The sequence below is a fragment of the Fontibacter flavus genome (genome assembly GCF_042432905.1).
Taxonomy (GTDB): domain Bacteria; phylum Bacteroidota; class Bacteroidia; order Cytophagales; family Cyclobacteriaceae; genus Fontibacter; species Fontibacter flavus.
This window is the reverse complement of record NZ_JBHLWI010000040.1, coordinates 1-23546: the sequence shown is the minus strand read 5'-3', so window position 1 is coordinate 23546 and position 23546 is coordinate 1. Positions and strand designations below refer to the sequence as shown.

General features: G+C 40.3%; 21 protein-coding genes. All 21 read right to left on the bottom strand.

Annotation, left to right across the window (positions count from 1 at the left end):
• Positions 1-420: 420 nt before the first annotated feature.
• A complete protein-coding gene (locus ACFFIP_RS14610; protein ID WP_382388431.1) occupies positions 421-1629 on the bottom strand; it encodes a DegT/DnrJ/EryC1/StrS family aminotransferase in 1209 nt (402 codons plus the stop codon).
• A gap of 971 nt (positions 1630-2600) precedes the next feature.
• Positions 2601-3557 carry an MraY family glycosyltransferase gene (locus tag ACFFIP_RS14605; RefSeq protein WP_382388430.1) on the bottom strand — a complete coding sequence of 319 codons (957 nt, stop codon included), beginning with the start codon at positions 3555-3557 and terminating at the stop codon, positions 2601-2603.
• 249 nt (positions 3558-3806) lie between these two features.
• On the bottom strand, positions 3807-4757 hold the full coding sequence (locus ACFFIP_RS14600; RefSeq protein ID WP_382388429.1) for a GDP-L-fucose synthase family protein: 951 nt from the start codon (positions 4755-4757) through the stop codon (positions 3807-3809).
• Positions 4758-4850: 93 nt separating this feature from the next.
• Positions 4851-5999 carry a GDP-mannose 4,6-dehydratase gene (gene gmd / locus ACFFIP_RS14595; protein ID WP_382388428.1) on the bottom strand — a complete coding sequence of 383 codons (1149 nt, stop codon included), beginning with the start codon at positions 5997-5999 and terminating at the stop codon, positions 4851-4853.
• Positions 6000-6169: 170 nt separating this feature from the next.
• Entirely contained in the window at positions 6170-7096 is a 927-nt protein-coding gene (locus tag ACFFIP_RS14590) for an NAD-dependent epimerase/dehydratase family protein (RefSeq protein ID WP_382388427.1), read from the bottom strand.
• Between the two features lie 5 nt (positions 7097-7101).
• On the bottom strand, positions 7102-7842 hold the full coding sequence (locus ACFFIP_RS14585) for a glycosyltransferase family 2 protein (protein WP_382388426.1): 741 nt from the start codon (positions 7840-7842) through the stop codon (positions 7102-7104).
• A 392-nt stretch (positions 7843-8234) separates the two neighbouring features.
• Positions 8235-9134, bottom strand: coding sequence for a glycosyltransferase family 2 protein (locus ACFFIP_RS14580; RefSeq protein WP_382388425.1), 900 nt, complete (start codon positions 9132-9134; stop codon positions 8235-8237).
• Positions 9135-9137: 3 nt separating this feature from the next.
• Positions 9138-9689 (bottom strand): LbetaH domain-containing protein, encoded by a 552-nt coding sequence (locus ACFFIP_RS14575; RefSeq protein WP_382388424.1) that lies wholly within the window; start codon positions 9687-9689, stop codon positions 9138-9140.
• Complete coding sequence (locus ACFFIP_RS14570) at positions 9682-10818, bottom strand: glycosyltransferase (protein WP_382388423.1); 1137 nt, start codon at positions 10816-10818, stop codon at positions 9682-9684. The genes ACFFIP_RS14575 and ACFFIP_RS14570 overlap by 8 nt, the downstream gene beginning before the upstream one ends.
• A gap of 38 nt (positions 10819-10856) precedes the next feature.
• Positions 10857-11192 (bottom strand): type II toxin-antitoxin system PemK/MazF family toxin, encoded by a 336-nt coding sequence (locus tag ACFFIP_RS14565; RefSeq protein WP_382388422.1) that lies wholly within the window; start codon positions 11190-11192, stop codon positions 10857-10859.
• Positions 11189-11437, bottom strand: coding sequence for a hypothetical protein (locus tag ACFFIP_RS14560; RefSeq protein WP_382388421.1), 249 nt, complete (start codon positions 11435-11437; stop codon positions 11189-11191). Before ACFFIP_RS14560 ends, ACFFIP_RS14565 begins: the two co-directional genes overlap by 4 nt.
• Positions 11437-11769 (bottom strand): hypothetical protein, encoded by a 333-nt coding sequence (locus ACFFIP_RS14555; RefSeq protein ID WP_382388420.1) that lies wholly within the window; start codon positions 11767-11769, stop codon positions 11437-11439. The genes ACFFIP_RS14560 and ACFFIP_RS14555 overlap by 1 nt, the downstream gene beginning before the upstream one ends.
• Before the next feature lie 338 nt (positions 11770-12107).
• A complete protein-coding gene (locus tag ACFFIP_RS14550) occupies positions 12108-13208 on the bottom strand; it encodes a glycosyltransferase family 4 protein (protein ID WP_382388419.1) in 1101 nt (366 codons plus the stop codon).
• A 10-nt stretch (positions 13209-13218) separates the two neighbouring features.
• Positions 13219-14397, bottom strand: coding sequence for an O-antigen ligase family protein (locus tag ACFFIP_RS14545; RefSeq protein WP_382388418.1), 1179 nt, complete (start codon positions 14395-14397; stop codon positions 13219-13221).
• A gap of 103 nt (positions 14398-14500) precedes the next feature.
• Complete coding sequence (locus ACFFIP_RS14540; protein WP_382388417.1) at positions 14501-15856, bottom strand: oligosaccharide flippase family protein; 1356 nt, start codon at positions 15854-15856, stop codon at positions 14501-14503.
• 685 nt (positions 15857-16541) lie between these two features.
• Positions 16542-18953 carry a GumC family protein gene (locus tag ACFFIP_RS14535; protein ID WP_382388416.1) on the bottom strand — a complete coding sequence of 804 codons (2412 nt, stop codon included), beginning with the start codon at positions 18951-18953 and terminating at the stop codon, positions 16542-16544.
• Between the two features lie 4 nt (positions 18954-18957).
• Entirely contained in the window at positions 18958-19695 is a 738-nt protein-coding gene (locus ACFFIP_RS14530; protein ID WP_382388515.1) for a polysaccharide biosynthesis/export family protein, read from the bottom strand.
• 199 nt (positions 19696-19894) lie between these two features.
• Positions 19895-20095: a four helix bundle protein gene (locus ACFFIP_RS14525; protein ID WP_382388514.1), complete on the bottom strand. Its 201-nt coding sequence runs from the start codon at positions 20093-20095 to the stop codon at positions 19895-19897.
• Between the two features lie 464 nt (positions 20096-20559).
• Positions 20560-21171 (bottom strand): nucleotidyl transferase AbiEii/AbiGii toxin family protein, encoded by a 612-nt coding sequence (locus tag ACFFIP_RS14520; RefSeq protein ID WP_382388415.1) that lies wholly within the window; start codon positions 21169-21171, stop codon positions 20560-20562.
• The gene (locus ACFFIP_RS14515; protein WP_382388414.1) at positions 21126-21440 is read right to left on the bottom strand and encodes a DUF6922 domain-containing protein; all 315 of its coding nucleotides are present in this window, start codon (positions 21438-21440) and stop codon (positions 21126-21128) included. The genes ACFFIP_RS14520 and ACFFIP_RS14515 overlap by 46 nt, the downstream gene beginning before the upstream one ends.
• Before the next feature lie 85 nt (positions 21441-21525).
• The gene (locus ACFFIP_RS14510) at positions 21526-21702 is read right to left on the bottom strand and encodes an addiction module protein (RefSeq protein WP_382388413.1); all 177 of its coding nucleotides are present in this window, start codon (positions 21700-21702) and stop codon (positions 21526-21528) included.
• Between the last annotated feature and the right edge of the window lie 1844 nt (positions 21703-23546).

The following is a 23546-nucleotide window of genomic DNA, read 5'->3' as shown; positions in this document are numbered from 1 at the left end:
CTAATGAATTTATAGAAAGGTTTGAGTTTAAATATTTAAATCCCAATATTTAAAAGAGAAATCTACTTCTCCAGAATCTGGATTCTACTGTTCTTGATTTACAATCCTTTATTTATTTGATTAAAGAAGAGGCGGATTTCAAATCTGCTGTTTCGCTTCACGAAATTGCAAATTTTGAGAAGCAAAGGGAGTCTATATGAACGAAATAGAATCATTAGATTTCTCTCTGCGTTCGAAACGACAAGGATAAGCTCCTGACACTAGCAACCCTTCTTTGTAAATGAACCATTCTTCACTCTTAATTCATCATTCTACATTACCATTCCCACTTTTTACTTTTGCCTTGGCTCTTGGCTCTTTTATATCTCGACAACCATGACAACTCGACAACAAATTCTTCACTCTTAATTCTACATTCTACTAAACCGCCTTCCTCAACCCCTCTTTCACCTCCAAACAGTCCTTAAGCCTCATCACTACTCTTTCCAGATCCTCCCCTGTCATATTGGAACCGCTGGGTAAGCATAGCCCCTGATCAAAAAGCTTCTCTGCAATATCCCCCCCATAATAAGGCGCACCCGCAAAAGACTCCTGTACGTGCATGGGTTTCCACAAAGGCCTGGCCTCAATCTGATCTTCTGCTAAATGTTGGATAATATCATTCCATCCAACACCCCCCGTTTTTTCCGGATCAACCAAGACACAGGTCAGCCAACGGTTGCTGAAATGACCCTCAGGTTCTTTTAAAAAAGTTATTCCTTCGATTCCGCCCAAAGCCTCCCAATAAAAATTATGGATCTTCCTCCTTTGCTGAATGCGCTCAGGTAGCACTTCCATCTGCCCTCTTCCTATTCCCGCCAATACATTGCTTAACCGATAATTGAAACCGATTTCCTTGTGCTCATAATGCAAAGTATTCTCCTTGGCCTGTGTGGCCAAAAATTTGGCGCGGTCTATATGGGATTTGTTTTGGGACAAAAGTGCACCTCCACCAGAGGTGGTGATGATTTTATTCCCGTTAAAAGAAAACACGCCGATTTCCCCGAAAGTGCCACATTTCTGGCCATGATACTCGGAACCAACTGCCTCTGCAGCATCTTCCAGAACAGGAATATCATATTTTTTTGCGATGTCCATGATCTCCTTCATTTTAGCTGGCATGCCGTATAAGTGAACAGGGACTATGGCCTTGGGTTTTTTGGCAAAAATCTGGATTTGACCTTTGATTTCAGGGAACTTTTCGGCAATACTGCCATCCATACAGGCTTGAATAGCTCTTTCCAAAGCTTCCGGACACATATTCCAGGTATCTGTTTCAGAATCCACAAAAACAGGAATACCTCCCAGATACTTCACCGGGTTGGCAGAAGCACAAAAAGTCATAGACTGACAGATGACATAATCTCCAGGTTGTACGTCCAGCAAAATCAAGCCCAAGTGCAGGGCTGCGGTTCCAGAGTTCAGGGCTAGAGCATGACCACAAGCCGTGTATTTCACCAAAGCTTCTTCAAACTGATTTAAATTTCCACCCACAGGTGCAATCCAGTTCAGTTCAAAAGCCTCGTTGATATACTTCTCTTCATTCCCCCCCATATGCGGAGAGGATAACCATATCTTTTTAGTGTTCATTCTAAGGGTTAAACGACAAGAAAGTAAAGCATTTTTTTCATGGTATTCAAAAGCCTACGAAACATTTTTTTGGTACACTAAAAAAGGTAAAAAGCCCCAATAATAATGCTGAAAATCAACAGATTTGAAACTAAGTTTTGTCTTAAAACTTTAATAAAATTTTTATTTGGATACAAAACCACCATCCATACCCTTGACAAACAAGACTTTAAATCGATAGATGAAGATTATAAATTCAAGCCATAACATTACAAATTCCCTAAAGCGATGAAGACAAATAGGCAATCCCTACAGGATTGTCAGGCTTAACTTAAACGCTAAATTTCTACCAATGGGTAATCCCTACGGGATTGTCCTGGGATCTGTCGTTCCAACTACACAACCTATCGGTAAAATTTATTGGCTGTTCAGGTTTTGTAATCCTTTTATCCGATCACAAGATCATAAAATTCCGGGAAGTGACGAAAAAAATAGACAATCCATCAGGAGATTCATCAGGAGCACATTGTGCCAGCGGCACAACCTATTGGTAGAAAAAAGGCCCTATATTGGGCAACGGTCCCATAGGGACCGCCTATGAATTTTACCACAACTTGTCCCGAAATTAGGGAATAGAAACATTGTACAGATAGTTTCTCCTTGATAGAATATATGGGTTGATTAGGATATGTTATTCTCTTTTAACCGCAAATAGCGCTAGGAATTCTGCTGAGATTTAATTGATGTTTTCTTTCAATCTCCGATGATACAAATTAAATCCCAAACAGGTCAAACTTAAGATTCGAGCCAATTCATGAGCGTTAAGCTCATGTTTTTCAATCCATGCTCACAAAGCCTTATGCAGAAGAAATCTATGTTTCTATGACCATTTCAGCCTACCAACAAGAAAATAATTAGTGTAATTCGTGCAATTCGTGGTCTAATTAATTCTTTTACTTATTCAGAACCGGATTCTATTCCAGCACCCTATGTTATTTATTAGAAAGGATTTTTTGCCGTACCAGAAAGCGGACAGCAACATAAAGGAGGGCTAAAAATAAAAGGATGATCATGGTCTTCAAAAGCGTGAGTTCAAGACCATGGAACCAGAAGATTACAGAAAAATTGATAAGAAATTGACTGATGGCATAAATTCCAGCTACTTTCAAATGGGGAATCTGCAACTCATTGGCCATATATTGATACAGATGCCTACGGTGGGGTCTGAATATGTTCTCTTTCTGCCACAGGCGGATCAAAATGGTAATGACCGCATCTATACCATATACGGCAACAAATAAGATATAATAAAGATCACCTGTAAAAAACATCAGTTCCAGCAATAAAAACCCGATCACAAAGGCCATGCTGATGGATCCCACATCTCCTGCAAAGGCTACAGCCTTCTTCCTGGCGTTATAAAAGGTAAAGACAAGTACTGATAGGCCCATAATCAAAATAAATTCCCGAAAAGCTTCCAGTTCGGACATCCAATAAAAAGTACCCAACAGCACCAAGGCATAAAACGCTGTAATACCATTAATGCCGTCCATAAAGTTAAAGGCATTGACCCACCCTGTAAAAGCAATAAAGATCACCATCAAGATCCACCAAGGCAAGGTCAGTAAGCCTCCTCCCCATAACAATATTGCCAGCCCTATAAAATGGGCCATTAACCTGAGTCGTCTCGGAAGAGGCTGAATATCGTCCACAAAACCTGCCAGGGCACTGATGATCAGGCCCAGTAAGGGCCAAATGCCGATATAGCCCAAAACAAAGGCCGTGATGGCGCCTACCACAAAAATAATCCCTCCGCCTCTTACCGTTACCTTGGAATGGGAACTGCGGTGATTGGGCACATCGGTGATGTTCCAGCGCTTGGCCAAACGCAGGTACAGCTCGAATACCAAAAAGTAAAGAGGGAGTAAGATCAGGGCAAGGGTAATCATTGGGGGATGAGGAATGTTAATCGTTAAATGTTTAGGGTTAAGGGTTAAATGTTCAAGCTTTATGAGTTTAGTTTTGCTGATAATTGAGAATTTTTTATGGAATGCGGATTATGTGGAATAAGCCGATTTGATCGAAACTTGCCCTGCAAGGCAGGATTTACTCCATCTCCGATCAGCGTTTTTCTGCACAATCCGTGTCATCAGCATTCTATAAAAAAGTATTAACCGTGTACAAGACATGTTCCATCTTCAAAATTTAACCTCCTTAAAGCTATCCTGATGCTCCAAGAACCATCTGTAAGTATTTTTTATTCCTTCCTCTAATCTGATTTTGGCTCTCCAACCTTCTCTAGCAAGTTTGCTCACATCCAAAAGCTTTCGGGGGGTACCATCCGGCTTGGTCGCATCCCAAATGATTTCTCCTTTGTGCCCAACTGTGTCCTGAATCAACAAAGCAAGATCCTTGATGCTTAAATCTTTGCCTGTTCCAACATTATACAAGTTATCCTCCAGTTTATTTTCCAATGCAAAAACCACCGCTTCTGCCATATCATCCACATGCAAAAATTCCCGCATCGGAGAACCGCTTCCCCATAGTTCGACAGGCCTATTTCCATTTATTTTTGCTTCATGAAATTTTCTGATCATGGCCGGCAATACATGAGAAGTTTCCAAGTCAAAATTATCGTAAGGCCCATATAAATTGGTGGGCATTAGGCTAACATAGTCTTTCCCATATTGTCTTCTGATGGCTTCACAGGCCTTTACCCCTGCAATTTTAGCAATAGCATACCATTCATTACTGGATTCTAAAGGAGATGTTAATAAGTACTCTTCCTTGATGGGCTGGGGGGCTAACTTCGGATATATACAAGATGAGCCGAGAAAAATAAACTTCTCAACATCATGCTTTATGGAAGCGTCAATCAGATTGTTCTGAATCTGCAAATTCTCCATCAAAAAGGGATAAGGATAGGTCTGATTCGCCATGATACCTCCCACCCTTGCAGCGGCATCAATTACAATATCTGGCTTTTCGACTTCAAAAAAGGCATTCACATCCCTTTGAATTCTCAAGTCAAGTTCCTTACTGCTTTTTCCAATGATATTTGAATAATCCAAAGATTGGAGCTTTCGGGCAATCGCCGAACCTACCATCCCCTTGTGGCCAGCAATATATATTTTAGCTTCTCTGTTCATGTGAAGATATTTGATTTATAAAACCTGCCAGGTTTATTGGATAAATTTTACCTATGTAATTTTTGTATTTCTCAAAACCTGGCACGTTTAATTTTATTCAAAATAGTTTAAGGTTTTGAAGCCTCCTTTCAACAGGTATTCATCCTGCTTGAACAATTGAATATCAGATTGCATCATATCCGCTATCAGGGCTTTCAGATCATATTCGGGCTTCCAGCCTAGTTTAGTCATGGATTTGGAAGGATCCCCTATCAGCAGGTCAACCTCCGTGGGACGAAAATACTTGGGATCTACTTTGATAATTTCCTTCCCCATCAAAGCCTGCAATGAACCGTTCATTTCTCCAACTTTTGACTGGTAGCGTGCTTTATCCACTCCAGCCAATATACCTACTTCCTCTGCCCCTTCTCCTTTGAAGTCAATTTCCAGTCCGATTTCTTCTCCCGCCATTTTGATAAAATCCCTAATGGAAGTGGTAATACCCGTAGCAATGACATAATCATCGGGTTCATCTTGTTGTAGAATCAAATACATGGCCTTGATATAGTCTTTAGCATGTCCCCAGTCCCTTTGACTGGACAGATTGCCCATAAATACGCAATCCTGCATTCCCAATGCAATTCGGCTTAATGCCCGGGTGACTTTCCTGGTCACAAAGGTCTCTCCTCTTACCGGGCTTTCATGGTTGAATAAAATCCCATTGCTGGCATGCATGCCATAAGCCTCCCTATAGTTCACCGTAATCCAGTAGGCATATAATTTGGCTACCGCATAAGGTGAACGTGGATAAAAAGGTGTTTTCTCACTTTGTGGAACTTCCTGTACCAGTCCATAAAGTTCCGAAGTGGAAGCTTGATAAAGGCGGGTTTTCTTGGTCAAACCGAGCAACCTGATGGCCTCTAGCAGGCGCAATGCTCCCAGTCCATCCGCATTGCCCGTATATTCGGGAGTTTCAAAACTGACTTTCACATGGCTCATGGCTGCCAGATTGTAAATCTCGTCGGGCTGAACTTCCTGAATGATACGGGTCAAATTCATGGAATCCGTCATGTCCCCATAATGCAGGATAAAGTTTCGATTTTCAACATGCGGATCCTGATAGAGGTGGTCAATACGGTCTGTATTGAACAAAGAGGCACGTCTTTTTATGCCATGTACGATATATCCCTTTTTCAGTAAATATTCTGCCAGGTATGCCCCATCCTGACCGGTGACACCTGTTATTAATGCAACTTTTGACATTGTATTGATATTTTTATTTTTTTGGAATGCTGAACTTGTCTTGAGCATTGGGATAACGCTTTAAAATGGAACGCAGAGGATGCTGATTTAGGGGTTTTTTTCTGTTTTCTATCCGCGATTATCTGCATAATCCTCGTCATCAGCGTTCTATCTTTGCGTTTTGTTTTTGTTTAGTCCTCAAAAGACCGCAAGGTCCTCATCATCCCCTCTCGTGCACTCAGCGGCAAAGGTTTCTGAAGGGCTTCCATTATTTTTTGGTTGCTTACCACATAATTCTCCGTCAACTTCTGTAACCTCTCCGTATTCAAAGGAAGCTTCAAGCTGTTACCAAGCAGAGCCACTTTCTCTATCAAAGGCCTCGAAACCTTCCAGATCTTGGCCTTCTTTCCCATGGATGCAGCAATCATTTCTATCAACTCATTGGTTGAAATGGCCTCATCATCGGCTACTTGATAAATTCCTGAGGGCAAGTCCTGATTCAGTAATTCCCTCAGCACAAAAATCAAATTATCCACCGACAGAAAAGATCTTTGGTTTTCAAAAGCCCCCAAAGGCCAGGGAATACCCTTTTTGGCCAACTGATACAGCAGGTTCAGGTTCCCCTTATTCCCCGGCCCATGAATCATGCAGGGGCGGAGAATATAGATCTTTTTCCCTTCAGGTAATTTTTTGCTTAAAATATACTGCTCCGCTGCCAGTTTGGATTGCCCATAAGGCGTGGCCGGCTTAGGACTTACATCCTCCGTAAGGTATTCCCCTGCAACTTTATCTGCCACGGCTTTTACCGAAGAAAAAAAGACAAAATGCTTTGCTTCCGATTGCAGGAAGTAATCAAAGATCTGCTCGGTCAACCTTAGGTTAATGTCAAAATAGGCCTGTGCCGAACTGGTGTTTTTGGTATCATGGGCCTTCCCGGCCAAATGGATAATGATGTCCACAGCGAGAATCCTATCCAGCTCATCCCAGGAGAAAGTTTGGACAATACCTTCGCTTTCCTCTTGCAGGATATCCAGCCCATACAGCGCCATTTCCCCTTTCCATGCGCGAACCAGGTTGCGGCCTACAAATCCGTGGATGCCGGTTATTAATAGTTTCATGCGTTTTATAAAAACTCCTTAATCTTTAAGCCCTTATGAAAAAGGTACTTAGGCAGGTTGAAACCCAAGCCATTTTCACTAAAGGCCTTCTTCAGCTCCTGAGTGATGATCAGAGTGCTTTTCAGACCAGAAGTGCTTACACCGCCAAGGGCCATGCTTACCAAGACTTCATCTAAGAAGTAGGATCTGGCTTTTCCTACTTCGAGGACGCGCAACATAAACTCCACATCGGCAGCAATTTTATAGTCGGTTTTGTACAGTCCGAATTTTTCAAACACCTCCCTTCGGCAATAGAAAGTAGGATGGGCCGGGGTCCAACTCTTGGAAAAAAGCCCTTGTGTAAAAGCTTTGGATTTCCACCTGCGGACAACCTTGTTATCTTCATTTACAAAAATCAGGTTCCCGTAGAGGCAATCGATCTCCGGGTACTGTGCAAAGGCCGCGGCCACTTTCTCCAAAGCTTCCGCATCATAAAAAGTATCATCCGAATTCAGCGTGCCGATTATGTCCCCTGTGGCCAGGCGGATGCCTTTGTTCATGGCGTCATAGATCCCTTTGTCTTTTTCGGAAACCAGCTGATGCACCCGGTTGGGCATGGATTGGATGAGGCCCACGGTGTTGTCTTTGGACAAGCCATCTACCACGATATGTTCAATATCGGGATAAGATTGTCGGTAAACGGAATCAATACAGTTGGCCACGGTGGCTGCGCTGTTATAGGTGACCGTAACGATAGAGATTTTCATGGGGGAATGATTATGGCTCTTTTCGGAATTCGGGCAAACCTGCCAGGTTTTCAAAATAGAATAAAAAGAACAATTTAAATTTTATCCGTTTTGAAATCATAAACCTGGCAGGTTTTTCTTTTTAATGACAGATCGGTATTTCAGACCTCGCGGACAAGTGGGCTTCATTAGGTTCCCGGGACAGCATCCTGGGCTGAAATAGAGCGGCCCTGCAGGCCTTTTTCAGCTTAAATGGTTTCCCTTAAGTTTTTTAACTTGAGGAATCTGTTATCTCTACGAAAGCGTTCCCGAGCCTGAAAGGCTGACCTGTGACATCCCAGACTGTAGCTTGCGGAAGTCTGGGATCATCATAGGGTAATCATCTAGCCAGAGGCCTGAAGGGCCGATCTGTTCTACAACTCTATCTTATACTCCTCCTTAATATACGCCCTGATCTTTTCAACATCGCTACCACAAGCCCTTTTGATTTCCCAGACCTTGGCATCTACCAGGGTGCGGTACCACCAACCCTGAAGGAAGTGCCAAAGAAAGCCTTCCTTCCCTTCCAGAAATCCAAGTTTGAAAATATATCTGTAGAGAAAATAAGCAAAAGCCCTCCAAAAAAGCGGTTGCCGGGCATATTTCAGTTTCTTCCGGCGCTTGGCAGCGGCCTGTTCGCTCAATTGGGATATATCCTGATGTGCGGAATTATTCAAAAGCCCCAATTCCATATCCAATAAATCTATGGCTTCCCGATGGGCATAAGCCACGTGTTTCTGTGTCCACCAACTCAGGTTGTTCAGGTTATCGTCAGCGAAGTCATGGTCAAACTCCACCGACATTCCCTCTAGCAATTGTATATGCTCATCCATCCAACGCTGTTCGCAAACCGCCTTCCGGTACCTGAACAGACGCAACATCTTGATCCCTCCCGTTCCTCTTTTTATTTCCCTGCCCAAAAAGACCCTTCTAAAGGGCAAGATTACCCCTGTTATTTCCTCTGATAATTGGGGAACTTTCAACAGCATTTCCTGTGCAAGTTCAGGTGTGATATATTCATCCGCATCCAAACGCAAAACCCAAGCAGTTTGGATAGGCAAATTTTCTAAAGCCCAATTGAACTGCTTTGCTTGGTTATCAAAGGGATGCTGTACTACCTTGGCCCCTAAGCTTTCGGCCAACTGAACCGTTTTATCCTGAGAATAACTATCGACCACAAAGATTTCCTTGGCAATATTCTGCACGCTTTCTATGCAGCGCTGAATATGCTTAGACTCGTTATAGGTCAGTATGATTACGGTTATATCTTCCAAGGACTAGTCTTTAATTTCTCTTTTCTTAATAAATTTTGCCGGATTGCCTCCTACTACTGTCCAAGGAGCTACGTCTTTATATACCGATGCAGTAGCCCCAACTACAGCTCCTTGCCCAATAGTAACTCCCATACCGATATACGCTGAAGCACCAACCCAGGCCTGATCTTGGATAGTAATGGGAGCGGTAACCAAAGGATGGTTTGGCTTTGAAATATCGTGTGAGGCGGCGCACAGATAGGTTTTTTGGGAAACCGTGGCATGTGCTCCAATGGTAATTTTGTCCACATTGTAACAATCCACCTCGGGAGAGAGACAAGAAAACGCTTTCATTTCCAGGTTCCAGGGCATATAGACATGTACGGAGGAATAAACCACTGCTTTTGAATGCACCTTTGCCCCAAAAAGTCTGAGCAAAAACAATTTCCAGGAATTCCCAATACTTCTTGGTAATGGTCTAGCAAATACAGCCCATACCAGATTCCAAAAAAAACGGGCCAATTGATTTTTCCGGCCTAATTTATTCTGATAAGTGGACAAATCTACCCTAGACATAAACAAAATCAGGTTTTTCTCCCTCTTTTAAAATCCAACAGTACAAAGCTACCATTTGCTCCGCTACACTTTCCATGCTGTATTTTTCTTCCACCAACTTTCTTCCATTTGCTCCCATCACCTGACGGCCTTCTTCTGAAAGCTCCATAGCGCTTTTTAAGGCCTTGACCAAAGATGGTAAATTATTGTCCACCCACCAACCAGCCTGATGGCTTAGCAAGTCTTCCCAAGGGGTGCCTTTGGAGGCAATGACAGGAATCTCCCGCAATAAGGCCTCAGGAACTACCATGCCAAAGTTCTCCGACTTGCTTGGCAATGCCAGGTAATCCAAAGCCTGTAATGCTTTTTCTTTTTCTTCTCCCCTCAAAAAGCCCGTAAAACGGATGTTCTGTATTCCTAAATTCTTTGCCAACTGAGTCAATTCATTTCTGTAAACTGCATCCCCATCTCCAATCAGGACCAATTCCCAATCCGGTTGCTTGGCACCGGTTTCAGCCCAAGCCTGCAGAAGCATTTCCAGGTTTTTGATGGGGGCAAAACGGCCTATAAACCCTACCTGTTTCTTGGTTTTTTCAGCTTGGGCAAGGCTTTTGGGGATGTTAATTTCTATAGGATTGGGAATAACGGCTATGGGGTTTTGAAAACCCATTTCCCGGATATACAGCATCTCCTGTTGGCAGGTGGCATGCAGCACCGTAGCCATTTCCAGGTCCCTTCGCTGATACAAAGGCATGGCAACTTTCTTAAAAAGCGAAGAGATCTGTAAAGCCTCCGGGTATAACATGCCTCTGGGACTGATCAGATAAGGTTTCTTTGTTTTTCGGGCATGGCTGGCAATGGCATGGCTAGGATACTCCCATAAACCATGCCCATGGTAAAGCGCGTAATTGCTGCTTTTCAGGAAGGTCTTTAGGGCAGGAGAATAATTCAATCTAGGAATTCTGGACACCGCAAGTGCATGGACAAAATCAGCATTCCCGATCATTTGATCCTTTCCCTTTTTGGATGCATAGGTCAAAATCTCAGCCTCCACACCGGAATCTCTCAGACCATTCAACAGCGTCCAAGTGCTGAGCGATGGCCCACCGGAATAGACATCAAGACCGGAAATGGTATGCAGGATTTTCATGCGCTTTTGTTTGAATAAGATAAAATGGCTTTTGGCTTTTAATAATCAAATAGGCCTTTAATTTGCTGAATCAATTTTAAACAATGGTCTTGCTTAAGCCGAGCAATCACTTTTTTAACTAATCTTCTTTCTATCACAAAAACTTTATGAATTCTTACTTCACTTTCCCTTGCCAAAGGAGAATCCAGCATTTCTCTGTCTAGGGAAAAAGAAAAGCCATCATTCCTTATATTAGAAGACACCTGAGCAAGAATTACATCCTGGGTTTGATTGACACGATCAGATGAAATCACTATGGCCGGACGTACTTTAGAATGTTGGCCATCAGTAAAAGGAAACGGCACAAGTACTATGTCTCCTTGTTTTAAATTCATCTATCCAAAAAAGATTCCCAATAAGCATCCTCTTCATTTTCCCAATCTTCATGCAAAGCTGTCGAAGAAAGCCTCATGGCATGTTGCGTCAAGTCCAAATCCTCCACTTTTTCTTCCTTTGAATACTCAATTGGCATAAAAAGAATGATCGAGGTAAAGGAATACTTGTCGTCCTGTTTAATAGAAGCGGTATAACTTTTATCCAAAGTTAACTTCGTATATGCTATTGCCGTTAACTCTTCCATCACTTCTTATTAATTATTTTTTTATATTCCTCTATTTTTTGATCCAACAATTCCCTAAGACTTTCGCAGGTCTTGAGATCAAGATACAATCCAATTTCATGTTCCCTTATTATTCCTGTTTTGGAATTAGAAGTAAGGGATTTCATCTCACCCAACTCTCCCTTATCATTCACGTCAAAAACCATTCCTTTGGGAATAGCATTCCTCTGGGCAAAGAAATTCAAATGAAAATAACCACTTGGGGTTATTCCAAGACTGGCTCCATCAGTAAAAACTTCCCTGTATTGCTTACTTTTCAGGTTATGTATCGTGATTTCTCTTTTGTTTGCCATTGCCTACTTCCTTTCTTAACAAATTAAACTATTTCAGGTTGCAGTTCAAAATTAATTTCCGAAAGCTTTATTAGGAAGATTTTAAAAACACGGAACTTATCTTTAGCATCAGTATTACGCCTTCTATGGATCGCGGATACTTCGACTTCGCTCAGTTTTTTTATAGAACGCACCTGCCTTCCTGCGGTCAGCAGGCAGGGATTAACGCGGATTTAGCAGATGATCGCGCCCGCCTGAACGGAACGGGCAGGGATTTTTCACATCTCGAATCTGCGTTTATCCTTTTAATCAGTGTTTATCAGTGGTCAATTTCCGTGAGCCTGCGAACAACCCGTGTTCTATCCATTCAGTATCCACGGCGCCACAGGCCGCTCTACACGCCTCCCCTCCAGATATTCCACAATTTCCACAAAATATCCTGCCGCAGCCTCCCCAGATATATTCTTTTGACTCCATTCCTGTATGGCTTTCCGATGTTCAATACTCACTTTCCCCTTCCCCAACCATTTTTTCAATACCACCTCCAGATTGTTTTTCCCGGAAAAAGAAAACACTTCCCCTCTGATTTCTCCATCCAATAAAGACTCAGCCCCACAATTTTCACTGGCAATGACCGGCGTTCCCGCCTGAAGGGCTTCATTCACCACTGCCCCCCATCCGTCATATTTACTAGGTAAAATTAGAAGGTCTACTTCACATAGGTATTTCTTAACCAATTGATTTGAAACATTTCCAAAATATTCAATTTTATTTTCGTCTTTTATTAACTCCTTCAACTCTTCTTTCAATGGACCTCCACCAATTATTAAAAACTTACCGAAAAAATTATTTAAACCTTTTACCAACTTCACTAATGGAATTATATTTTTATTTCTATTTATAGTTCCTACGTACAAAATCTGACATACTTTTAAATTATTTCTTTCAACTGCTTTTTCCCCAAAAACCTCAGTAAAATATCCCCAAGAAAAAACTTTGTTGGCAGGCATCCCACATTTTTGATAAAGTTTCTTGGCCTTTTCCCCGGTTACCAAAAGTCCTTTGATCTTGGAACGATGCTTTCTGATAAAATTACTGTACTTCAAATACCGTAGTTTCCCTTTTATACCTTTTACATCAAAAGGCTCAAGAAAAAAAAAGGCAGTATACCTTAAGACAAACACCTGTTTATATGCGAAAGCTATCATAGACACTCCAAAAAAGCCCGAAAAGACATGGATGGCTTCGCTATCATTTGTAATAAGATTTTGTATTTCTTGATCACTGGGGCCAACCATGATCCTTGAAAGACCAAAATCCGGTCTGTGCCAACCTTGTGATCTTCTTGCCGGGTTGAATTCCTCCTTTACCACCAAGGTCACCTGTTCATGAATGGCTAATTCCCTTAAGAAAGCGGATTGGTGAATGCTCAGGTTCTTTTGCCAAAAAATAAAATGCATTTTAAAATCCTTAAATGATTCTGAAATTTTTATAGGTCTTAAACAACTGGATATTCCCGAGTAATAACCATAGGTAAAAAAAGAGGTAACTTCCTGAGGCCAATAAATAACCCTCAGCCATCATATGCAAAATAAACAGCACCAACAAGCCACCCAAGGTAGCTGCCATCAATCTATTTTCCTTGTCCCTGATCAACATCCATAAATTTCCCAAAAAGAGCAGGATCACCACCCCAGCTCCCAAAACCCCGGTCTGCGCCAAAACCGCGAACCAAGAAGACCCCGGTTCTGAAGTCCCTGTCTCTACGTTCACATGGCCTGTCATATTAGCAAAGCCTATCCCAATAATGGGACTGGATTGGAACTCGGCCAATCGCATGTCCCAATTGGATCTACGGGTTGCATATATATCCTCATTTCTTTCGCTATACTCAATCTTCTTTTGTATCCCATCGGTATAACCTTCCCAAAGTGGAAAACTGAAAATAACCCCTAAAGGAATTAATGTATACAAAAGGAACAAGCGCCCCAATCGATACTGATAATATTTAAAAAAGAAAAAGGAAGATCCACCTAATGTCGCCAAAATAGCTGACCTGGAACTGGCAAGCAAGAGACTAATAAATATCAGTACAATCGCCACAATTAAAAGGTGTTTTTTGATCTTGGAGAATTTAAATATATGAAAATCATATAATTTATTTAACGCAAAAATAATGGCTACCCCTAAAAAAGGCCCTAAGGTCATAGAGTGTACCATAAATCCAGTAAATCCACCCCTACCTTGAGGGATTTCTAAAGGAAGAATATATACGAAAAATGTCAATGCCCCCAACAACAGCAACAACTGATTGGAAATCTGAAAGGTCTTAGCTTTGAAAAAATTCAAAGAGGGAGACTGAAAAAAAGGGCCTATCAGAGATACAATCAAGATAAAACTGAGCAAACGAAACGGGGCTTGTATATACCCCGGAATATCATTGGCCAAAATGCTAAATCCTGCAATAAGTAAGAACAAAAGCATCAAGGGATTGATTTTTATACCTTTTACATTAAAAATAAAAACAACAATAAAGCCAGCGAAAATGGAGTAGTAAATAGGCTGAGGAATGGCAGGGGTAAGTATAAAAGCCTGGTTTAAGGTTATTAGTGCTGTTAAAATACTTAAATATTTACTTAATGTGATCATTAAAAACAAAATCTATTTTACTGAAAATAAAATCATTTATCCAAAAAAACTTATTTCATCTTTAATTAAATGAATTAAACCTAATATAAATAACTTCAAATATTTAAGATTGGGAATCAATTGAAAGGCTTCCCTTTTTAAAACTAATATGTAAATCTTTTTTATTTTTTATTAGCAATTTGTAAATGATATAAGTTGTTAAAAAATATAAAAAATTAAACATCAAACTAGAAACTATAATTGCCTTCGCCCCATCAAAAGTTTCAAAATAGATTAATAAAATTCCTAAAAAAAGAATTCCAAATTCCCTAAAAATAGATAAATATAACATTAGCCAGTTTTTGCCCATTGAAATAAAAGATTGAACCAAAACCCCACTTATGCTAATAAATAATGAACAAAATACTGATATTGAAATTAAGACACTTAGTCCCTCAAAGGATTTCCCATATGTATTCTCAATAAACCTTGAAAAAATAAGTACAAAAATTATTATAGTAAAAGTACTTGTGAAATTTACAAAAATTATTCGATTAACTATTGAATTAAATTTATTCAATTCTTTTGAATTAAAAGATAAATGGGATAAAACAACATTATTTAAAATACCAGGAATAAATAAAACTATTGCATTCCATTGAGTTGCTGCAGAATATAGTCCTAACTCACCATAGTTTGTGAAAGAGATAATAGAAAGACTGATTAACCAAGAGGACATCGAATAAATACCTTCTCTAAGAGCTATAGGGCTTGAAAACTGAAGAATTTCTTTGTAGAACCTTTTATCTAACTGAACCTTTTCCTCGTTAAAGGCTCTTGTTTTTTTTCTAACAAGTTGATAATTCATCCCCCAGTTGATGACCTGGGCAAGCAAAAGCGCCATGAGTGCGCCTTCCAAAGAGAAGTAATAGGTTAATGCAACGCTGAAAAAAAAAGTTATTCCCCCTACATAAGCGTTGATTTTTGCCAGCTCTTTAAAATCCCCTAGCCCAGCGATAATACCTGTTTGTGTGGTAGTCAATCCGTTAAAAATGATTAGCGCAGATAAAATCCTCAGCGGCATGGCCAAATGAGCTGCTTCCAAAATACCCGAGGCCAAATAATCTGCAAAAGCAAACAACAACACCGCCATAAATCCCGAAAAAATCAAAGTGATCCGAATGGCATAGCGATTGAAAATGGGGATCAGTTCCTGCTGTCTATTTTTATATTCCGCCACATATTTGGTCGCTGTATATCCCAATCCGAAGGTTGAAAAAATACCAATCGTCAGGATGGTGTTTCTGATCATTCCATACTCTCCAAACAAGTCCTTCCCAAGAAACCTGGCCACTACTATACCTGCTACCAAAGCCAATCCCCTACCAACCACACTCCCCAGCAAGGACCAAAATGAATCCTTCAAGAGCCTGCTGCTAAGCATTTTGGATTTGATTTCTTTGGCTTTGGTCTTAAGCATCTTCAAAAAATTAATGGGATTTAATCGGAATTTGATTCAATTAAGGTTGGTTTTGTAATAATCAAGATTTAAAGAAGGATTACGGATCGTTTTTTTCTTATTAAACTTCAACTTCTCCCAATTATCCGTGCCTTCCAATCCCAGTAGGTTAGATGAAATTTTGTAAATTTTCGGAATAGGCTACAACTTTTCCTCAGTTATCATGCCCTTTCATGGCTATTGCTTTATTTCAAGTTGGATCTTTGTCTCTCCTTAATGAATCCCTTAACTCCTTAATGGTTTTCTCTGTATTCTTAATAGACCTCTCCTTCGTCAAGGTGACAAGGATAAGCTTTTGACACTAGCAACCCAACCAGGTACATACAACAATTCTTCATTCATAGACCTCTCTCCCGTACAGCTGTCGGGATCGAGGTGACAAAGTGAGGCCTTTGACACTAGTTAACCTTTTTTGTAAATTAACCATTCTTGAATCTTAATTCTTCACTCTACATTACCAACCCATCTTGGCTCTTTTTCCTACCCTACATCCTGGCCCGTCACTAAAATGATCCAAAGGGATCATTTCTTAACGTTCCGTCCTCTTGGCTCTTAAAAATTAGCTCTTAATGAAATCCTTAAAGACCTTAACTCCTTAATGGTTCCACTCTTCATTAATAATTCTTCATTCTACATTTCAAACCCCTTACCCGAACCATTTTTTCCTTATACTCGCCAACACTCCTTTACTTTCCTCTTCCCCATAATAACCATACCCGTAACCATACCCATAATTGTACTGCATCTCCTTCTCATCCACGGCATTGAAAATAATATAGGAGTTTTGGAGTTTTTGAGCTGTCTTGAGGTGATTGATGTGGTCGATACCGGATTTTAGGGTATAGTTATAGCGCACCACAAAGAACACCGCATCGGCCAAGGGGAACATTTCCAAGGTCTCTGAAACCATCCCGATCGGTGGCGTGTCCAGGATAATGATATCATAAGCCCCCCTTAGTTCTTCCATTAATTTGGACATCTTGCCATTCCCAATTAATTCTGCCGGATTGGGAGGAATGGGCCCGGAAAGCAGTATATCCAAATGCTCATATGCTGTACCCTTGATCAATTGCTTCCAGTCATCCTGCTGCCCACTCAGGTAATTGGACAAGCCCTTGTCATTGCTTAAGCCAAATTCCTTGGCGATTTTGGGTTTACGCAAGTCCGTACCGATAATCAAGGTCTTCTTTCCTGCCAAGGAATACACCGAAGCCAGATTGATGGAACAAAAGGTCTTCCCCTCCCCTGAGGTATTGGAACTCACCAAAATCACTGAAGGTTGGTCTTTGGGCAGCACAAAGTTCATATTGGCCCGCAGGGAACGAAAAGCTTCCGTAATCCCGGAATTTTTATCCATAAAGACCACCAACTCATTGTACAGCTTACGGAATGCTACCGAAGCCAAGATCGGCACCTGTGCCTTTTTCTCCAGCTCCTTGACATCCTTGACCTTATCACTCAAATACACCTTTGCTAACACAAACAGTAATGGAATCAGCAAACCCAGAGAAAGGGCAAGGGCATAATTCCGCATAGGACGAGGACTAATGGGATCAGGCAAAGGCCTGGCATATTCGATAATCTTATTGTTGGGGGTATTGGAGGCCTTGGTGATGGCCGCTTCTGCCCGCTTCTGGGCAAGGAAATTGTAAATCCCCTCACTGAAAGTAAACTCTCTTTGGATACGCAACAAGTTCTGTTCTTTGGCCGGCAGCCTACTGAATTCTAAATCTATAGCCGAAATCCTTCTCTCCAGGTCCCTGATCAAGAAGGCTGCGTTTTCATCCACATTGACCAGAAGTTCCCGGACGGAATTGTTCAGGTCCTGCAGCTTACGGTTCACTTCACGTACTGCCGGAGAAGCTTCCTTCTGCGTGGTCATCAGGGAAGCCTTTTGGTTTTGAAGTTCCAGCAAATTCTTGATCAGGTTGTTCAGGATAGGATCATCGATACCCAAACCGGATGGCACTATGATCTCATTGTAATCTTCCTTGACCAGGTAATTCTGTAGGTTGCGGTAATATTCTCTTTTCAGCTTCTCCTGTGCCAGTTCCCTGTCCAGTTCTGCTAATCGATCAAATACATTGGTACCCTGTGAACTGATATTATAAATACGGTTTTCAGATCTAAAACCTTCTAACCTATCTTCTATAAAGGAAAGGGTATCTGATAGCCCTGCCAATTGTTCGTCTATAAAATTGATGGTATTGCTGGAAGTTCGGTTCTTTTGGTTCAGTTCATTTTCCATATACGCTTCCATCAAAGCATTCAGGTAATCCATACCTTTATTAGGAAGATTGGAATCGATGGAAAGCTGCAGGATGGAAGATAATTTTTCTACAGGGGCTATGCCAACTGCCCCTGCGTATTGGTTGATCAGGCTTTGCTTGTCTCTGAGTTTCACCAGAATCTTGCCCTCATTTTCTCCCGATGTCAGTGACACCTTGATACGCATATATGGTGTCTCTACCCATTCTCCGAATGCATGCTGTGATTTTTCCTGAACAGGCCGATTAATTTTGGTAATATCGGAATTGTTGGATTGGGTTAGGCCATATTCCTCATCTGGAAAAGCAATGTTAAAACTGTTTTTATCTGTCCATCTGACTTCAATTTCACCATTGACCAACTGTGGGTGTTTCCAGTCCACTTCTGCTAAAATTGGAGCGGTAGGATACAATTCAGCTTTGCTGACATACCCTTCATAAAGGTATTCCACCTGAAAATCGAGTTTCTTCAATGCCAGTTCCGCGATAGGCCTCGAACGGAGAATGATCATCTGATTGGTCATATCCAGTTCGGAGTTATAACCAAATAAGCGCTGATCGAAAAGGTTCATCCCAGAATCCTCCTCCTTGACAAAAAACTGGGAAGTGGAACGGTACACTTTTGGGCTGTATCTATTGATCAAAAATGCTCCCAGTATAAAAACGAAGAGCGATAATCCTACCCAGTACCAGTTGCGCAGGTAGCGCCGGACGATGTCCTTGATCTGGTGCAGGTCATCTTCATCCTGAAAGGGCTGCTGGGGGGAATTATATGGCGTATTTGGATTCATGGAATTAATTGATAATGTTCAGCACCAATAGGACTGCGGATAAAGTGGTGACAGCCAGGGAAAAAGTCTGGACGAAATTGACACCTGTTCCCAGTTCCCTGATTTTCATCGGTTCTGCATAGAGCATGTCGTTGGGTTGGATAAAGAAATATTCTGAAGTCAGGATGTTTTTATTGTTCAGGTCGATTCGGTACATGCGGGTACCTCCGGGATATTGTCTTACCAGGACCAGGTCATCTCTTCTGGCCACTTCTGTCAGGTCTCCCGCGTGGGCGATGGCTTCGTAAATGGTCACCCTGTTTTGAAGGATATTATGCTTCCCTGGACGGCGAAATTCACCTAAGGCAGAATAGCGGATACCTCCCAACCTGACCCTCACAAACATGTCTTCTCTATTTACAAACTCAGTCATGCGTCCTTCTATAAGAAGTTTGGCTTCCTGAAGGGTGAGACCTGAGAGCTGCACTTCTCCCAGCAAGGGTAACTCTACCATTCCCCTTTCATCCAGGTTAAAACCGGTCATGAAGAAAGCATCTCCACCAGATATGGCTCCCTGCATCATCATATTCCCTCTGACATTGTCTGAATCAAAAAGGGAAAAAAGCTCATTCAGTTCCTTGCTTGATGTACGGATACTGATGTCCACAATATCATTGTACTGGAGTTTGTACTCCTCTACATCATAAGGCATCATTTCCGAGGCGTACTTGAGCGGGCTCTCTGCGGCATCCCTTTCCTGCATGTAGATGATGCGTTTGTTGGGCACGCAGCTGGCGAGGTTCAAGAGCAGAAGGAGAATGGGGAGTAGGAAAAGTTTGAGTTTTTTTATGAGCATCTTTTGAGTGATGAGTGGTGAGTGTTAATCGTTAAGTGTTAATCGTTAAGAGTTAAGCGTTAATTGTTAAGGGTTAAATGTCTAATATGGGTTTTATTACTAACCATTACTTTTTATAGTTCTTGTAACCTTTTCCATCACTGTTTTTTAACCTGAAAATCAATCCATTTATTTTAAACTTAATTGATTCGGTCATTTTTAAAATTTCATTAAGTTCTTCTTGATTGATAAAATCTGCATCAAAGTCCCTGTAACCTTGAGACCTTACTTCGCCATTTGAGCCTTTTGCAATGTAAAGAAAATTAATAAATTCCTTATTCCCACCCCTCTCGAAACCCTCGGCTACCCTGTGAAATACTATTCTAATAGGAAGTTTTTCAATCTGTTCTTCAAATATCTCTTGCCATAAGTTGATTTAAGGTATTTTTCTCTATGCATGGCATCTTGTTGATTTAAACAAGGCAAAAACTTGTCCCGAAGAATTTCGGGAGTAAAAGGCAAAAGTTGGAATCTTGCCTGTTGTCGAGTTGTCTGGTTGTCAGAAATATGAAGAGACGAGGTTAAAGGTGAAAGGAGTTAAGGGTTCAAGTGTACTTTATAAGATTCGTAAAACTATGAACGACTTGTCCGCCGTGGCGGATTGAACAAAGTAGGTTCCGTGTTCAATTGTTCAGTGTTTATGTTCAAGTGAACTTTTGAACTTTTTGAACAAAATATGTTCAGTTAGGAATCTCTGTCTCAAGATACAAGCCATGGAAAGAAGGCATACTTTTAATACAAATCTTTTACCTTTTTTAATATTTCTGACTTAACGGTTTCCCAAGAAATATCCTTTAACATATAAGGCATATCATCCGATTCAGCATCATCAAAAAATGTCAGACTTTTCATTACTAAAAAGTCTGACCCGTCAGGATATTTCAACCTGAAATATTCCATCAATTTCTTTAAAGGAAATTCTTTTAGCAGAAAAAATAGATCTATAAAATCTTTTTTGCTTCCTCTTCCTGCAATTGCATTTAACTTCATTGCACCAATATCCTCCTTCGATGCCAACCGAATTTTACCTTCTAAAATTGGAGATTTTAATAAGGGATATGGGTAATTTTCAAAATCAACCTTTATCCCATTTACACTATAAATTAGAATATTTCTGCTTTTTTTAAGTATTTTAACCCGTCCAAGTTTATCCAAAAAGGTAGTTATCTCCAACTCATTTAATTCGCAATCGCCAAACAAATCTATATCTATTGAATTCCTATGACCAATCTGTAATGCCAAAGAAGTACCACCTACTAAGGTAAATTCATTAAATAATTGCTGGCTCATGAGTCCCTTCAAAATCCCCAAAAGCTCGGAATTGACTGCTTTCTCGTATAACATCTAAAATCAGTTTTCTTCAAGTCAAAAAAATGACACAAAAACGATAAAGTAACATCATCAATTGACCTTATATTCTGGGCAACATTCTTAATTTCATCCAATCCATAAATCTTCCGAAGCAATTTCCAATCTTCCATAAGACCATATTCCAAAACACGTTCAATGATCAACTTTTTTGATTGAATAATATCAAGAGATTTTCGGTCCACATCCCAAAATAGAACCGAAGAAAAACCGGACAATTTGCTGTTTAAATTTAAATTATTCACTTCACAGGACTGGTTTTGTTATTTAATCTTGGCTTTAATGGTTTAATTTAAAAAGTATGTTTAATAATTAAAATGCTTCTTTAAATTAATTTCTTTCAAAAAACTCATCCAAGGGTATACTTTTTATCTCCCCACTTTCAAAACCATCAATCCGGCTTTCTACTTCCTCCGCCCAAAGTCTACATATCGCAACATCAGGCTCAACAAGACTTTTCAAAAGTACATCAATAATACTGGCCTTCTCCAATGGCGTCAATTTCAATAAATCTTCAAGTATTTTGGCCTTGTTTTCTATATCAAATATTTTTCAGGTTTTCGTTTTACACCAATATACTTGTTTCAAATGAAACATGTTTAGTATTGGGATTTATTTCAAGTTACGGGTTTTCTGAGGAAAAGTCGCTTATAATTGTCGGTTTCTATTGTACTGCGCTTACAGCGCTGGACTGTTGATTATTGAAATTAAAGCTCATATCTTTTTCAAGTTCATCTTGGAATTCGTGAAAATTCGGAAGCCTTGCGCCTAATTCTTTTTCCTCTTGATGCTTCAATTAAGCTAATGACTTCAAAACTTTTTACCTCATTAAAAACCAGAAGAATTTGTGAAATTCCTGCCTGGCAGTAGACAGGCGTGTAATTAGTGGTTCAAAAAAACCTACTCGCGCAGCTGTTCTATGTGATCTCATGTGTCTATGCGGTAAAGGAAGATCTACTAATTATCCCTCATTTCACCTGTGCTTGAAGCGCTGGACTGTTGATTATTGAACTTAAAGCTCATTTGTTGTACAAGTTCATCTTGGAATTCCTAACGTCAGCATACCTTCGTGACAATTCGCAAGCTTCGCGCCTAATTCTTTTTCCTCTTGATGCTTTAATTATGCTAATGACTTCAAAACTTTTTACATCATTAAAAACCAGAAGAATTTGTGAAATTCGTGGTTCAAAAAATTCAAATCTCCAACACAACAAGACACCCTGACTCACGAAACTCCCAATTCCTCATTTTTCATTCAAAATTCTACAGAGCTTCGCCCTTTCAGTCCCATCCTGAAAGTATTTTATAGTCATAGCATACTGGCAGGAGGTGACTTAGCTGTCGTTGTTTGGGATTATTCTTGGGCGTAGGTTACGCACCAAAAAATTGTGGCTATGGTTAACGTTTAAAAACAAACAGGAGTCCAATCAAATCCTGTTGTTTATCCGACCGCAATGTTAACACATAACTGAAGAAACTAAAAACCTTATTTTGATAACCAATACAACAATTAAGTATATCGTTTGCTCATTTTGCGCATGAAATACATTTTTATTGTTCTGTATTGACAGATAATATACTTAAAAACCATCTACTATTCATTTACTTTTTTTGTAATGTTCATTTAATGCCCAAACCTACCCATTCTCCTCTTCTTATAAAATCCCTTATTCAGGGTATTTTTCAAAAACCTATTAAATTCAAATCCAAACCAGAAAATACAGAAGAGGAAAAACAAACGAAAAACTTATTAATTTTAGACCCTAATATGACCAATCAGAATTTTTAACTGATGCAAATGTCTTACGATTCAAATCTTAAAAATTAAAATATTCATATTTATTTCAATAAAATACAATTAAAAATGCCCAAAACCTCACATTAAAGCCGTATTTCCCCTATACTTCCCCTATGGATACGGTATACACTCCCCGTAGATACTCCGTTAAAACGACAAAATCCAAGAAACCATTGTATTTTTCTAAGAAAACAAAGACCCCTTCATAAAATACAATTTTTTACGGCTATCCTGCTTATCCAGAAGCCGGACATTACTCTTTACCTCACCTCAACCCCTCTCCTAAAAGTAGAGGGGCTATCCGTTCCAATAGCAGTAATCATTGAACCAGGGGCTCATCCTATCGGCAGCAAAATGACAGCAAAAAAAGCAATCAGCTATCCATGGATTAATGAATTCTTACTGTCTTGAAGTTATCCTTGTCACTTCGAGATTTTAAAATTTGGCATTTACAGAAAGGCAAAGACATCTTTTTACTACGTCATTCTGAGGCGCAGCCTGCGAAGCCGAAGAATCTCCTAAACTATGGGAGATTCTTCGCTCGTTCCTCGCT